13 protein-coding genes are annotated in these 13,186 nt (G+C 69.1%); 8 read left to right on the top strand and 5 right to left on the bottom strand.

What is annotated here, in order from left to right; translation table 11 throughout:
• Nucleotides 1-16 precede the first annotated feature (16 nt).
• Nucleotides 17-886 (bottom strand): DUF58 domain-containing protein, encoded by an 870-nt coding sequence (locus BST17_RS19525; protein ID WP_083060557.1) that lies wholly within the window; start codon nt 884-886, stop codon nt 17-19.
• 7 nt (nt 887-893) lie between these two features.
• Nucleotides 894-1,895: an AAA family ATPase gene (locus tag BST17_RS19520; RefSeq protein ID WP_083060556.1), complete on the bottom strand. Its 1,002-nt coding sequence runs from the start codon at nt 1,893-1,895 to the stop codon at nt 894-896.
• Between the two features lie 116 nt (nt 1,896-2,011).
• Here BST17_RS19520 and BST17_RS19515 point away from each other — a divergent pair, with 116 nt between their 5' ends.
• From BST17_RS19515 to BST17_RS19505, 3 genes are all read left to right on the top strand, one after another.
• On the top strand, nt 2,012-3,262 hold the full coding sequence (locus BST17_RS19515) for an MFS transporter (protein ID WP_083060555.1): 1,251 nt from the start codon (nt 2,012-2,014) through the stop codon (nt 3,260-3,262).
• A gap of 153 nt (nt 3,263-3,415) precedes the next feature.
• Nucleotides 3,416-3,889, top strand: a complete 474-nt coding sequence (locus tag BST17_RS19510) for a hypothetical protein (RefSeq protein ID WP_083060554.1) — start codon at nt 3,416-3,418, stop codon at nt 3,887-3,889.
• A gap of 20 nt (nt 3,890-3,909) precedes the next feature.
• Nucleotides 3,910-4,779 carry an alpha/beta fold hydrolase gene (locus BST17_RS19505; RefSeq protein ID WP_083060553.1) on the top strand — a complete coding sequence of 290 codons (870 nt, stop codon included), beginning with the start codon at nt 3,910-3,912 and terminating at the stop codon, nt 4,777-4,779.
• Nucleotides 4,780-4,782: 3 nt separating this feature from the next.
• Here the strand turns inward: BST17_RS19505 and BST17_RS19500 are convergent, their stop codons facing one another.
• Entirely contained in the window at nt 4,783-5,262 is a 480-nt protein-coding gene (locus tag BST17_RS19500; protein WP_083060552.1) for an SRPBCC family protein, read from the bottom strand.
• Between the two features lie 72 nt (nt 5,263-5,334).
• On the opposite strand from BST17_RS19500, the gene BST17_RS19495 reads away from it, so the two are divergent.
• The 5 genes from BST17_RS19495 to BST17_RS19475 all read left to right on the top strand — a co-directional run bounded on the left by BST17_RS19495 (nt 5,335) and on the right by BST17_RS19475 (nt 11,362).
• A complete protein-coding gene (locus BST17_RS19495; RefSeq protein ID WP_083060551.1) occupies nt 5,335-6,045 on the top strand; it encodes a GAF and ANTAR domain-containing protein in 711 nt (236 codons plus the stop codon).
• Nucleotides 6,046-6,147: 102 nt separating this feature from the next.
• Nucleotides 6,148-7,128, top strand: coding sequence for a helix-turn-helix transcriptional regulator (locus BST17_RS19490; protein WP_083060550.1), 981 nt, complete (start codon nt 6,148-6,150; stop codon nt 7,126-7,128).
• 133 nt (nt 7,129-7,261) lie between these two features.
• A complete protein-coding gene (locus BST17_RS19485; RefSeq protein ID WP_083060549.1) occupies nt 7,262-7,630 on the top strand; it encodes an STAS domain-containing protein in 369 nt (122 codons plus the stop codon).
• 27 nt (nt 7,631-7,657) lie between these two features.
• Nucleotides 7,658-8,536 carry a TIGR03854 family LLM class F420-dependent oxidoreductase gene (locus tag BST17_RS19480; RefSeq protein ID WP_083060548.1) on the top strand — a complete coding sequence of 293 codons (879 nt, stop codon included), beginning with the start codon at nt 7,658-7,660 and terminating at the stop codon, nt 8,534-8,536.
• A 42-nt stretch (nt 8,537-8,578) separates the two neighbouring features.
• Entirely contained in the window at nt 8,579-11,362 is a 2,784-nt protein-coding gene (locus BST17_RS19475; protein ID WP_083060547.1) for a helix-turn-helix transcriptional regulator, read from the top strand.
• Here the strand turns inward: BST17_RS19475 and BST17_RS19470 are convergent.
• Both BST17_RS19470 and BST17_RS29975 read right to left on the bottom strand, forming a co-directional pair.
• On the bottom strand, nt 11,340-11,996 hold the full coding sequence (locus BST17_RS19470) for a nitroreductase (RefSeq protein ID WP_083060546.1): 657 nt from the start codon (nt 11,994-11,996) through the stop codon (nt 11,340-11,342). The two genes, BST17_RS19475 and BST17_RS19470, sit on opposite strands and share 23 nt — an antisense overlap.
• A complete protein-coding gene (locus tag BST17_RS29975; RefSeq protein WP_083060545.1) occupies nt 11,993-13,132 on the bottom strand; it encodes an NAD(P)H-binding protein in 1,140 nt (379 codons plus the stop codon). The genes BST17_RS19470 and BST17_RS29975 overlap by 4 nt, the downstream gene beginning before the upstream one ends.
• Between the last annotated feature and the right edge of the window lie 54 nt (nt 13,133-13,186).

Raw genomic sequence — 13,186 nt, 5'->3', positions numbered from 1 at the left:
CAGGTACCTCAATAGGTCATCCGGCACGGGCATACACCCCCGTCATCGCGACCAACGCCGGCGCGATCCCCCTACTCGACGCGATCCGCGCGTGCGGTACCCGCAGTTCGGTCATGAACTCCGAGAGTTCCTGTCGCCGTTGCTCTTCGGCGCGTCGATAGGCGCGCAGCACCCGCTCGCCGAGCACCTCTGCGTCCAGCACCCGGCGACCGTCGGCGACGTCATAGCCGGCGCCGGGGTCGGCGGGGTCGAGCGCTGGACGGTCTTCGATCATCGCCCACAGCACGTCATGGCGCGCACCGAGGGACTGCAGCACATCGCGTAACCGGTCGCTCACATCAGGTTCGTCGGAAACGACGACGATCAGCAGTGGATGGCGCTGATGTTGGGCGACCCACTGCAGCTGGACCACGATGTCACTGGCATCCGGCTCGGCGCCGACATGCTGGTGATAGCGGTGCAGCATCCGCTCGATATGCGTTTCGCCGCGCCGTAACCGGATGTCGAAAGATCCTCGCCGGTCTCCGGTGACCAGGCCGATCTCGTCGGAGCGGGGCAGCGTGATCAGTCCGATCGCGCCGATGATGTGCGATGTCACCTGACATTTGAGTTCACCGGACGGGGTTTCGGCGCAGGCGTTTCGGCCGGCGTCGGCGACCACCAGGATCTTGTGATGCTTCTCGGTGACGAACTGCTTGATCAGGGTGTGCCCGGAACGCGCGGTGGCCTTCCAGTCGATATCGCGCACATCATCGCCCGGCACGTACGGACGCAACTCGTCGAACTCCATGCTCCTGGTGTGCACCAGCGCATATCGGCCGCCGGCGAGCATGCCCGCCGCATCCCGGCCGATGTACGCCTTGGCGGCATCGAGGTGTCTGCCCATGGCAACCTCACGGCACCGGTACGGCCCGCAACACCGCTTCCACCACCGCGTCGGGGGTGATGCGGGCACTGGCGGCCTCGAATCCGAGCACCATCCGGTGACGCAGCACGCGGTGCGCCAACCGGGCGATGTCATCGGGCAGCACGTGGTTGCGCCCACGCAACACGGCCAGCGCCCGGGCGGTACGGCAGAACGCGATGGTCGCGCGGGGGCTGGCCCCGTATTCGATGAGCCGCGCGATGTTGGCGGGCAGGTGCCGGTCCGGGTCCCTGGTCACGCCGACCAGGCGGCCCGCGTATTCGACGAGTACCCGGTCCATGTGCACGCTCCGCACGGCGGTCTGGGCGCGGCGGATCTCGTCGACGGTGACAACGGGCCGGGCGGGATGGTCGCGGTCGTACAGTCCGGCATCCATCCGTTCGATGATCTCGACCTCGTCCTCGACGGACGGGTACTGCACCAGTTCCTTCAGCATGAACCGGTCGGTCTGGGCCTCCGAGAGCGGATAGGTGCCCTCCTGGTCGACCGGGTTCTGGGTGGCGATCACCAGGAACGGCGACGGGATCGGATACTCCACCCCGGCGATGGTGGTCTGACGTTCCTGCATCGCCTCCAGCATGGCGCTCTGGGTCTTGGCGCTGGAGCGGTTGATCTCGTCGAGCAGCACGATGTTGGCGTGCACCGGGCCGAGTTGGGTGACGAAGGTGTTGCTGGCCGCCTCGTAGATCTGGGTGCCGACGATATCGCTGGGTAAGAGGTCGGGGGTGCACTGGATACGCCGGAAGCTGCCGTCGATGGATTCCGCGACCACCCGTGCGGCCGTCGTCTTCGCCAGGCCGGGCACGCTCTCGACCAGCAGGTGACCGCCGGCCAGCAGCGCGAGCAGCATCGACTCACGGAGATGATGTTGTCCGACGACTTTGGTGGAGAACTCGGCGGCCACCGCGGCGGCGACATTGCGGGCGTCCTCGATCGCCGCTTCGGCGGGGTGCACGTGCGATGCGGTCATGGATCCTTCCGGAGGGTGCGTATCCGGCTCCGGTTACCCATGTTTTGCTGCCGCCAAGCGATCCGGGTCCCTGACGGCGCGGACTGTGTGAATTTAGCTGTGTTTGCTAAACATATTTGGTGCCGCAGCTGACCGATCCCACCGCACCCGCGCGCCCGCGCGGTGCGGGGCGGTTGCTGCTCGACCCGGTTTTCGGCACCTTGTTCTGGGGCCGGATGTTCTCCATCGTCGCGGTCTGGACGCACAGCATCATCGCGGCCGTCGTGGTCTACGAGGCGACCGGGTCCGCCCTCATGGTCGGGCTGGTCGGGGTCTTCCAGTTCGGGCCGCAGCTGATCCTCAGCCCGATCAGCGGCCGATGGGCCGACGCGGGCAACCCGGGGCTGCAGATCCTGCTCGGCCGGGTGCTCTGCCTGGCCGGCTCCGGCTCGATTGCGGTCTGGATGTTCCTGCAACCGGACCGGCAGGGGACTGCGCCGGCCGTGGCCGTGCTGCTCGGCTCCCTGCTGGTCGGCATCGGCTTCGTCGTCGGCGGTCCGGCCATGCAGTCGATCGTGCCGGACATCATCCGGCCGGGCGAGTTGTCGACGGCCATGGCGCTCAACAGCATCCCGATGACCGTCGGCCGCATCGTCGGTCCGGCCGCCGGCGCGTATCTGGCCGCGCATTTCGGGGCGGCCACCGGTTTCGCCGTGAGCGCTGGACTGCATCTGATCTTCGCGTTGTTCATCGTCGCGGTCCGGCTCCCCGCGCCGCCGCCACGGGCCGCCGACGCCGACCGTCGGGTGCGCGCGGCACTGTGGCATGTCTGGCGGGACCGGCCGTTGTTGATGGCGCTCATCGCCGTCACGACCGTCGGCGTCGCCGCCGACCCGTCGATCACATTGGCCCCGTCGTTGGCCGATGCGCTGGATGGCGGCACCGAACTGGTCGGACTGCTGTCCGCGGTGTTCGGCGTCGGCGCGGCGGTCGGGATGGGCGTGCTGGCCATCCTGGGCGGTCGCATCCCGGCCGCCCGGGTGTCCTTCCTCGGATTGGCCGGCCTCGGGGTGGGCTGCGCGGTGCTGGCCGCCAGTGTGGTGCCCGCCCTGGCAATCGCCGGGTTCGCGCTGGCCGGGCTCGGGTTCGGTTGGGCTCTCACCGGACTGACCACGGTCGTGCAGGAGCGTGCCCCGCAGGAGTTGCGTGGCCGGATCATGGCGCTGTGGATGGTCGGTTTCCTCGGCTCCCGTCCGATCGCCGCCGCCGTGTTGGGCGGGACCGCCGACGCCGTGAACGTGCAGGCCGCATTCGCGGTCGCCGCCACCCTCACGCTGACGGTTGCCGCACTGTGCCGGCCGGCCAGGCTCGCCGGGCCGCTGCCCTGACGTCCGGATGCCCTGACGCCTGGACGCCCGCGGAATTTTTCGGCTACCAGATCGTTATCAAGGGTTGGCTCGTTTGTCACATGGGTAACTTTGGTAACAGACGCAGCCAAGCGTCACACCGGTAACAACGAAAGAGCCGAATGGATCACCATCATGAACACCGTCCTTTACCTCAGCGCCAGCGGCGCCAGCTATGAGACCCGCGCCTACACCACCGCCGATATCACCGACCTCGTCCAAGCCCAGGGTCTGCAGGCGCTGACCAGCACCGACCGCCAGTTCGACTTCTGGTTCAGCCCGTCGGCCCGGGGCTGCCAGCGCCGTATCAACCGCACCGCCACCGAACTGCTGCTCGCGACGACGTCGCTGGGCGCCCGCAACGTCCCGTTGCTGCGCGGCGGCGTGGTGATCGCCGGCCACGACGCCGACGGCGACCTCGACGGTCTGAGCTGGCAACAACTCGACCTGCTGGTGGACCGCCACCGTGCGCTGTCCGCCGGAAATCTGCGCACATTGTGCCGCCGGATGAACCGTGACGAGCGCCAGCGCCGTCGTGCCATCGCGGCCCGCACCGCGCGCACCACCGATGTCACGCCCACCGCGGCGCGCACTCCCGTTTCGCACTGACATCGCGATACCGTGGCCGGGTGGCCACGATCGTTGTCAACGGCGGCACCGTCGTCTACGAAATCCTGGGCAACACAGGCGATCTGATCGTATTGACACCCGGCGGCCGGTTCGGGATGGACATCCCCGGCCTGCGGCCGTTGGCGCTGGCACTGGTGGCCGGCGGATACCGGGTGCTGCTCTGGGACCGACCCAACTGCGGTCGGTCGGACGTGCAGTTCTTCGCCGCCAGCGAGTCGCACATGCGGGCCGAGACACTGCACCTGCTGCTGACCGCATTGGACATCGGGCCGTGCATCATCGCCGGGGGATCCGGCGGTGCCAGGGACTCGATGCTGGCCGCGATGACATATCCGCAGAATTTCACCAGCCTGATCGTCTGGAACATCGTCGGTGGCGTCTACGGGTCCGCTGTGCTGGGCAACTACTACCTCGTGCCGAGCATTCTGGCCGTCCGGGGCCTGGGCATCGAGGGGCTACTCACGGTGCCCGAGTGGTCCGCCCGCATCGAGGCCAACCCGGCCAACCGCGGGCGACTGCTGGACCTCGATGCCGAGAGCTTCCTGAAGGTGATGCTGCGCTGGCTGGACGCGTTCGTCCCCAAGCCGGGGCAGACCATCCCGGGGATCCCGGACGACATGTTCGACGCCATCACCATTCCCACCCTGATCATCCGCGGAGGGGAGAACGACTGGGACCACCCCAAGCGGACGTCGCTGGCGGTCCACTGCCTGATCAAGGGTTCCCGGCTGATCGACCCACCGTGGCCCGAAGATGCCTGGGAAAGCGCCAGCCGGTTACGCGCGGCAGGAAAAGTGCAGCACTACAACGGTTTTGACACCTGGGTGCAGGCCGCGCCGGCAATGCTGAGCTTCCTGAACCGGCAGTGACCCCTATTCGGTGTCAGCGGGCCGGCGTCGCTCCGCGAGCGCGGCCAGCCGGCGCAGGCACTCCCGGTTGCGCGGGGCCGCCAACGCCAGCGCCGCCCGTTCGGGCAGCCAGCCCATCGGCGCGCCCACCGGCACCTCGGACATCCGGATGAGGCACCCACTGCCGGCGCCGTCGGACAGCGTCAGGCTGATACGGGCCTTGCCGAACGGCCGACCCTTCGCCAGCAACACCAGCATCTCATCCGGCCGGTTCTCCTCGACGCTGGTCACATCGTCCAGTGTCAGCGGCCAGATGCCTATCGAGTGGTGCAGTGTGCTGCCAACCGCCGGCCAGTCGGGATCCACCGCCCGCATCCGGCTGTTACCGACCACCCACTGGGCGTAGGTCCACCCGTCGGCGAGCACCGCCCACACCCGGTCGCGCGGGGCCACCGTGTGGTGGGCGACGGCGAGCTCGCTGTCGACTTCCATGTGATCGGCCATGTCGGCCTCCTCCCTGCGAAGGGTTTCGACTACCCGTGAGCTGCCTGCCCGAATCCGCGCTATTTTCAGGTCATGCTCATCCCCCGGCGTGACGCAGTGGCCCTGCGCTTCGCGGAACTGCTGCGCGATCTGGAACGCAGCCAACCCAGCGATACCGAGACCGCGCTGCGCGAGCTCACCAGTAATGCCGCGGCCGCGCTGCCGGGTGCCGTATCGGCCAGCATCACGGTGGCCACGCGCGAGGGTGAGGTGAAGTCGGTGGCCGCCACCGACTCGGTGGCCGACAAGATCGATGACATCCAGCGACGCACCAAGCAGGGCCCCTGCCTGGAGGCAGCCTGGGAGCAGCACACCATGCGCATCCGCAATATCGAGACCGAGCAGCGCTGGCCGGTGTTCTGCCAGGAAACCCAGCAGAACACCGACATTCGTTCGTCGCTGGCATTCCAGTTGTTCCGTAACCGCGACGCGATGGGCGCGCTGAACTTCTACAGCGACGTTGCCGACGCCTTCGACGACGACGCGGTCGAACTCGGATTGATCCTGGCCACGCACACCGCGGTCGCCTGGAACCTGCTCGTGCGCGACGAGCAGTTCCGCAGCGCCCTGGCCTCCCGGGATCTCATCGGGCAGGCCAAGGGCATCCTGATGGAGCGGTTCGGCGTGGATGCGGCGGGCGCCTTCGGCCTGCTGCGCCGGCTCTCCCAGGAGAGCAACACCCCGCTGGTGGACCTGGCCGAACAGGTCATCGAATCCCGCCCCGAGGAGACCCCACCGACCTGAGGACGAGGTCGACTTGGGTTCGATCCGGGCGGTTTGGGTAAACTGAACGCAACCGTGGGTTCAGGTACGACGCCCATCCGGCGCTTGCGCGATGGAGCCCTGATGACGTCCGAACCCCTTGAGGCCGGCCCCGAGCGGGCAGGTATCAACTCCAACGATCCCGAGCTGATCCAGAAATACCTGGACCAGACCTACTCGACACGGTTCACGATCACCCGCCCCGAGGGAGCTGACCAGTCGGTTTGCTCGTGCACCCACTCCCGGGTCGATGTCGACACGTTCGCGATCGAAGAAATCAGCCACACCGGGCAGGTGCAGTTGCGCGCCGAGCATGTCCCCGCGGTCGTTGCCCTGTGCGTGCTGGGTGGCCGCGTCGAGGTGCAGCACGGCGGATGCGTCGAGAGCGCCGGGCAGGGTCAGTGGATCCTCGCCTCCACCGGACTCGGCGGGGTGCGGATCACGCTCACCGATGCCCAATTGCGCTCGGTGGTGGTGTCCAAGGCGCTGCTTGCCGAGGTCGCGGCCATCGACACCGAGTCGCCTGCAGTGCCGCGGTTCACCGGGTTGACCCCGGCGGGGACCACCAGCCACGCCCTCGATGCGACGGAGAGATTCCTGGACAGCCTGCTGACGCCCGAAGACGCCTCCGACGACCCGATCGTCCTGCGCTCGGCGGGCCGGATGCTGGCCAGCGCGGTGCTGAGCACCTTTCCCAACGATCTGCCCGCGGATTCACCGGATGTCGATCCGAACGCCGACCAGCCGGCGCTGCTGCGCCAGGCCATCGCCTTCATCCAGGAGAACGCCTCGCGCGATATCAGCGTCCGCGACATCGCCGCCGCGCTGTACCTGTCGCCGCGGACCGTGCAGTACCTGTTCCGTCGGCATCTGAACACCACGCCGACGGCGTATCTGCGCACGATCCGGCTGGCGCAGGCCCGCAAGGAACTGATCGCCGGGGACCGCTCGATGACCACCGTCGCCGCGACGGCCGCGCGCTGGGGTTTTGCCCACACCGGACGCTTCGCGGTGTTGTACCGGCGCACCTACGGGGAGAGCCCGCACGAGACGCTGCGTCGGTGAGCCACGCCGCACCATGCGCACAATGGCCATGAACTGTCGTCATCTGGATGTCGCTGCCGCGTACCGTTGATTTCGGTTCAGAAGCAGCCGTTCAGGTCGCTTTCGCGACAACCCGCATCGTGTGAGGGCTGTCATGACAGACACACTCCCCAGCATCACGTCGGTACCGGTCCGTTCGGCCCGGCAACACCTGCAGATGGCCACCCAGTGGCAGGATCTCGACCTCGCGATCGTCACCGTCTCCGGTGACCTCGACGCCACCACCACCGACGTCCTGCTCGACTATGCGCTGAGCAAGGTCGTGCTGTGCCATCGGATGGTGCTGGATCTGACGGATGTCGATTTCTTTGCCTGCGAGGGCTATTCGATGCTCAAGACGCTCGAGTGCCGATGCATCATGGCCGAGGTGGCGCTCACCGTGCTGACCGGCCCCGCGGTGCGGCGGGTGCTCAAGGTCTGCGAGTACGCGGCGCGGCACGACGGGATGCCTGCCGGGATGTGATGCGGCCGCCGGGCTGTTGCAACCGGGGTGACCAAGATCAGGTTCGGTATCGCCGTCGACGGCTCGACGGACCCGGCCGGGCTGGCCGGCATCGTCGACAGCCTGGAAGCGGCCGGGGTCGACTCGCTGTGGTTCCCGGAGCTGGTGTACTCGCCGGCGGTGGACCCCACCGTGGGAATGGCCTACGCGCTGGCCCGTACGGAGAAGCTGAAAGTCGGCACCTCGGTGGCGATCCTGCCCGGTCGCAACCCGGTGCTGGTGGCCAAACAGCTGCTCTCGCTCAGCGCGTTGGCTCCGGGGCGGGTGCTGCCGGTGTTCGGCCTGCAGGCCGCACGAGCCGAGGAGCGCCGGCTCTTCCCGGTCCCGCACGGTCGCCGGGCCGACCTGTTCGACGAGTCGCTGCGGCTGCTGCGCGCCGCGCTCGGCGGCGGCGAGGTGTCCTTCCGGGGTGACTATTTCGACCTGGACTTCCGCCTCGACGCCGGCCCCAGACCGTTGGATGTCTGGATCGGCGGCGCGGCTGCGGCGGCGCTGCGCCGCATCGGTCGGTACGGCGACGGCTGGCTGGGTAGCTTTCTGACCCCGGTGCAGGCCGGTCGCGCGCGGGAGACCATCATCGACGCCGCCGCGGAGGCCGGGCGCACCATCGAGGACGACCATTTCGGCATCACCCTGTTGTTCGCCGAGGGCGGGGTCCCGCCACATGTGCACGATGTGCTGCGCGGGCAGCGACCGGACACCGATCCGGCCGAGCTGATCTCGGACAGCTGGTCGGACCTGCACCGCAAACTCGACGGGTATCTCGACGCCGGGCTGTCCAAATTCGTCATCTCCGCCGTCGGCACCCCCTCGGCCCGGTCGTTCATCGACCGCTTCGTCGCCGAACTGCTGCCCCGCCAGAACTGAGCGATCGTCACGTTCCCACCGGGCGTGAAAGGATGCTCGGCGATGATCGCGCTCGCCGGCCGCAGCACCGAATGCCAGATCCTCGACGACCTGCTGCACACCGTCCGGTCCGGCGGGAGCGAGGTGCGGGTCCTGCTCGGGCAGGCCGGCGTCGGCAAGACCGCCCTGCTCGACCATGTGCGCGCCGCCGCCACCGATTTCCAGGTGCTCGGCGCCACCGGTATCGAATCCGACATGGAGCTGGCGTTCGCCGGTCTGCAGCAGGTGTGCGCACCCATCCTGGATCTGCGCCACACCCTGCCCGCGCCGCAGCGGGCGGCGCTGGAGAGCGCCTTCGGTCTCAGCGATACCGCGCCCGCGCCGGACCGATTCCTGGTCGGGCTCGCCGTCATCGGACTCGTGGCGGCCGCCGCCGCGCACCGGCCGGTGCTGCTGATCGTCGATGACGTGCAGTGGCTGGACACCGTGTCGGCCCAGACGCTGTTCTTCGTGGCCCGCCGACTGCCCGCCGCGCCGGTCTGCTTGATGTTGGCACTGCGCACCCCGATCGACGGGATCGCCGGGCTGCCCGCCATGGCGGTCACCGGGTTGAGCGACGACAGCGCGCGCGAATTGCTCGCGACGGTGTTCCCCGGGCGCCTGGACCCGGCCGTCGGGGATCGCATCATCGCCGAGGCCCGCGGTAATCCGCTTGCCCTGCTGGCCATCTCGAAGGATCTCAGCGCTGTCGACCTGGCCGGCGGTTACCAGCGACCCGACCGCAGGCCGGTGGTCGCCGAGATCGAGGACCGCTACCTGGCTGCCCTGCAGTCGTTGCCCGTCGAGTCCCGCCGGGTGCTGCTGCTCGCGGCCTCCGAGCCGGTCGGCGATCCCTCGCTGCTGCGCCGCGCGATGGAGGTGCAGGGATTACCCGACTCGGCCGCCACCGCCGCCGCGGACGCCGGCCTGATCACCGTGGGCACCCGGGTGCAGTTCCAACACCCGTTGGCCCGCAGCGTCACCTACCATTCGGCCACGGTGGACCAGCGGCGCGCCGCCCACGCGGCCCTGGCGTCGGGCACCGACCCGGCCCTCGACCCGGATCGCCGGGCCTGGCATCGCGCGCTGGCCGCCGACAGCGTCGACGCGGAGGTGGCCGACGAGCTCGAGACCTCGGCGCGGCGGGCCCGCCAACGTGGCGGAACCGCCGCGGCCGCAGCATTTCTCACCCGTGCTGTCGAGCTGACACCCGATCCGTCCGTCCGCGGCACCCGTGCATTGGCCGCCGCCGAGGCACACCGCGAGGTCGCGTCGTTCGAGGCTGCCCGCCAGCTGCTGGACACCGCGCAGCTGTGCCCGCTCACCGAATCCGAGTTGGTCCGGCTGGCGCAGCTGAGCACGCGGTTGGCGTTCGTCGCGGCCAGGACCGGTGGTGACGCGCAGGCCCTGCTGGCCGCCGTCGACCGGTTCCGCACGGTCGCCGCGCAATGGGAGGCACTGGATCCGGGCATGGCCACCGAGGCATACCTGGAGGCGATGAGCGCCGCGATGTACCTGGGCCGGCACGGTGCGGGCAAGGCCGCCGAGATCGGCGCCGCGGCCAGGACCGCGCTCGCCGGCAGGGCACCGGCGGATGCGCTCGGACAGGTCACCCGCGCCCTGGCCGACCGGCTGGCGCTCGGCGCCGCGGCCGCCATGCCCGTCGTGCACGCCGCACTCGATGCCCTCAAGACCGCGGGGCGCGACGAGGTCGCCGGACAGGGCTCGCATTGGTTCTGGCTCGGCTTCCCGATCGTGCACGAGTCGCTGATCCACGAGGCCTGGGATGACGAGGGCTGGCACGACATCTCCACCTGCGCTGTGCAGTTGGCCACCGATCGCGGCGCCCTGGCCCTGTTGCCGGCGTCCCTGCTGGCCCAGGCCGGCTCCCAGATGGAGGCCGGCGAACTGGCCGCCGCCAGGGATCTGGTGGCCAGGGCGCACGAGATCTCGGTGGCGACCGGGTACACACCGCCGCGCTATCACCGGCTGGTCCTGTCGGCCTGGTCGGGTGACGAGGCCGAGGCGTCGCGGCTCATCGCCGGCGCGCTCGCCGAGAGCACCGCCCGCGGTGAGGGCCGCATCACCGGACTGGCGCACTACGGCGCAGCGGTGTTGAACAACGGCAAGGGGCAGTACCCGGCGGCGCTCGCGGCGGCGCTGCTGGCCTTCGACTACGAGGATCTGGGCTTCTACAACGAGATGTTGATCGAGCTCATCGAGGCCGCCGCCCGGTCCGACCAACCCGAACATGCCGTCGAGGCGATGGACCGTCTGCGGGCGCGCACGCTGGCTGCCGGGACACCCCGCGCGCTGGGATCACTGGCGCGGTCCCGCGCTCTGCTCACCGACGGCCCGGGCGCCGCCGCACTGTACGTCGAGGCCCTCGAGCACTTCGGCCGGACCCGGCAGGCGGTCCACGTCGCGCGGACCCGGCTGATCTACGGGGAGTGGTTGCGCCGCAACCGCGCCGCCAAGCAGGCCCGCGTGGAGTTGCGCGCAGCGCATGAGTCGCTGCACCGGATGGGCGCCGTCGCGTTCGCGGAGCGGGCCCGCCGGGAGCTGCAGGCCGCCGGGGCCAAGACCCGCAAGGAGCCGACCGCCGCCGGTGATCAGTTGACCGCCCAGGAACTGCAGATCGCGCAGCTTGCCGGCCGGGGCCTGACGAATCAGGAAATCGCCGGCCGGCTGTTCATCAGCGCCCACACCGTGGAGTATCACCTGCGCAAGGTGTTCGCCAAGCTCGGTATCCGGTCCCGCCGGGAGCTCAGGAACGCCGCTGCCGTCACCGATCGTCGGTCTGAATGACGTTGTGCCCGAGCTCGTTCCGCGGAATCGTCAGATTGTTGGCGGGGAAGTCCGGGTCGGCGTAGCCGATGCTGACCCCACACAGGATCGTCAGGTCGTCCGGGATGTCGAGTTGCTCGCGGACCAGATCCGGGTACAGCGCCGTCGACACCTGCACGCAACTGTCGATACCCCGTTCGGTGAGCGCCAGCAGCAAGGTCTGCAGGAACATGCCCACGCCCAGGGCATCGGGCAGCCCGAGATCGCGGTGCATGCACACCATCGCAACCACCGGTGCGCCGAAGAACTCGAAGTTGCGCAACTGGGCGGTCCAGCGGGCATCCACATCGTCGCGCGCCACCCCCATCGATCCGTAGACCAGGGCGCCGAGCTCGCGGCGCAGCGGGGCGAACGTATCCGGTAGCCCGAGATTGGCCGGCGGGACGGTCCGGGCCGCGGTGGACAGGGCGGCGGCCAGCTTGTCCCGGCGGGCGCCGGTGGCCAGGTACACCCGCCACGGCTGCACGTTGGAATTCGATGGTGCCCGCATCGCCAGTTCCAGCGATTCCTGCAGCAGTTCCTGCGGAACCGGCTTGTCGGTCAAAAACTTTCGCGTCGATCGGCGACGCCGCACGAGGTCGGTGAACGTGCTCATCGGGCACCGAGCCAGTCCGCCAGGCGAGTCGGTGCCAGTTCGGCTCCGGCACCGGTGACCAGGCTGGTCTCGGTGACCGGGGTGCCGAAGTAGGTGGCCGCCGGATCGGTGCGGATGCGCAGGTTCTGCTGGGGCAGAACGGCCGCGGCCAGTGCGGCGAACGTCATCTTCTCCGGCCCGCCGACATCGTGCACGCCGTAGAGCGGGGCTTCGGTGGCCACCCGGGCGAGCACGGCGGTCACATCGGCCGTGGCGATCGGCTGGATCAGCGCGTCGGGGGCGTGCACCTGGTCGCCGTCGACCAGCGCGCCCGCGATCATCTCGGTGAACTCGTGGAACTGGGTGGCCCGGACGATGGTGTAGGGCACGCCCGAGGCGGCGACGGTGTTCTCCTGCAACACCTTTCCTCGCAGATAGCCACCGCCCTGCAGACCGTCGACGCCGACGATCGACAGCAGGACGTAGTGACCCACACCGGCCTTCTTCGCCGCACCACTGACATTGGCCGAGGTGGCGGTGAAGAACGCCAGCGCCGCGTCATCGTCCATGGTCGGTGAGTTCAGCACGTCGATGACGACATCCGCTCCGGCCAACGCCTCGTCGAGCCCGGTGCCCAGCGCCGCATCCACCCCGCTGTGCCGCGATGCGCCGGTGACGTGATGCCCGGCGGCGGTCAGGGCGTCGACGAGTTGCCGACCGATCTGGCCGGTGGCGCCGACGACGGTGATGTTCTTCGCGGTGACGCGGCGGTCCTTGCGGGCCTCGAGTTCCTCCTCATCGACGAGGACGAACATCTCCTGGCCCGGTGTGCACAGCATCGTGACCAGGAACCGCAGCGGAACATCGTCACGATGGTTGCCGTCGGAGTAGTGGATGACATCACCACCGGGCTCCCAGAACGCCTCGCCGGCCTTGATGATGCGGGGAGCTTCACCCTCGAGCTCGAAGAGCATCTCGCCCTCCAGGACGTAGCCGAAGCACGGTCCGCCCGGATGCCGATGGGGCGGTGCACCTCGATCGCCGGGCCCCCACTCGATGATCGCCGTCATCGCATGGGCGTCGGCGGGGATGAACGGCGGCTGCACACCCTGGATGACCGTCATGGCCTGGTTGAGCTTGGCGAGCACGTCTGACATGGGTTTTCCTTCCCTCGGCGGGTTACCGATACGAGGTTCGCACCGGGAGGGAGG

It is taken from the genome of Mycolicibacterium bacteremicum (assembly GCF_002086115.1).
Classification (GTDB): Bacteria; Actinomycetota; Actinomycetes; order Mycobacteriales; family Mycobacteriaceae; genus Mycobacterium; species Mycobacterium bacteremicum.
Note: the sequence above shows the minus strand (reverse complement) of the source record. Positions and strands in the feature narration are given on the sequence as shown.

Excerpts from the sequence above, each read along its gene's own strand:
- BST17_RS19525 (WP_083060557.1), bottom strand. The coding sequence starts at position 886 with ATGGGCAGACACCTCGATGCCGCCAAGGCGTACATCGGCCGGGATGCG.
- BST17_RS19520 (WP_083060556.1), bottom strand. The coding sequence starts at position 1,895 with ATGACCGCATCGCACGTGCACCCCGCCGAAGCGGCGATCGAGGACGCC.
- BST17_RS19510 (WP_083060554.1), top strand. The coding sequence starts at position 3,416 with ATGAACACCGTCCTTTACCTCAGCGCCAGCGGCGCCAGCTATGAGACC.
- BST17_RS19500 (WP_083060552.1), bottom strand. The coding sequence starts at position 5,262 with ATGGCCGATCACATGGAAGTCGACAGCGAGCTCGCCGTCGCCCACCAC.
- BST17_RS19495 (WP_083060551.1), top strand. The coding sequence starts at position 5,335 with ATGCTCATCCCCCGGCGTGACGCAGTGGCCCTGCGCTTCGCGGAACTG.
- BST17_RS19490 (WP_083060550.1), top strand. The coding sequence starts at position 6,148 with ATGACGTCCGAACCCCTTGAGGCCGGCCCCGAGCGGGCAGGTATCAAC.
- BST17_RS19485 (WP_083060549.1), top strand. The coding sequence starts at position 7,262 with ATGACAGACACACTCCCCAGCATCACGTCGGTACCGGTCCGTTCGGCC.
- BST17_RS19475 (WP_083060547.1), top strand. The coding sequence starts at position 8,579 with ATGATCGCGCTCGCCGGCCGCAGCACCGAATGCCAGATCCTCGACGAC.
- BST17_RS19470 (WP_083060546.1), bottom strand. The coding sequence starts at position 11,996 with ATGAGCACGTTCACCGACCTCGTGCGGCGTCGCCGATCGACGCGAAAG.
- BST17_RS29975 (WP_083060545.1), bottom strand. The coding sequence starts at position 13,132 with ATGTCAGACGTGCTCGCCAAGCTCAACCAGGCCATGACGGTCATCCAG.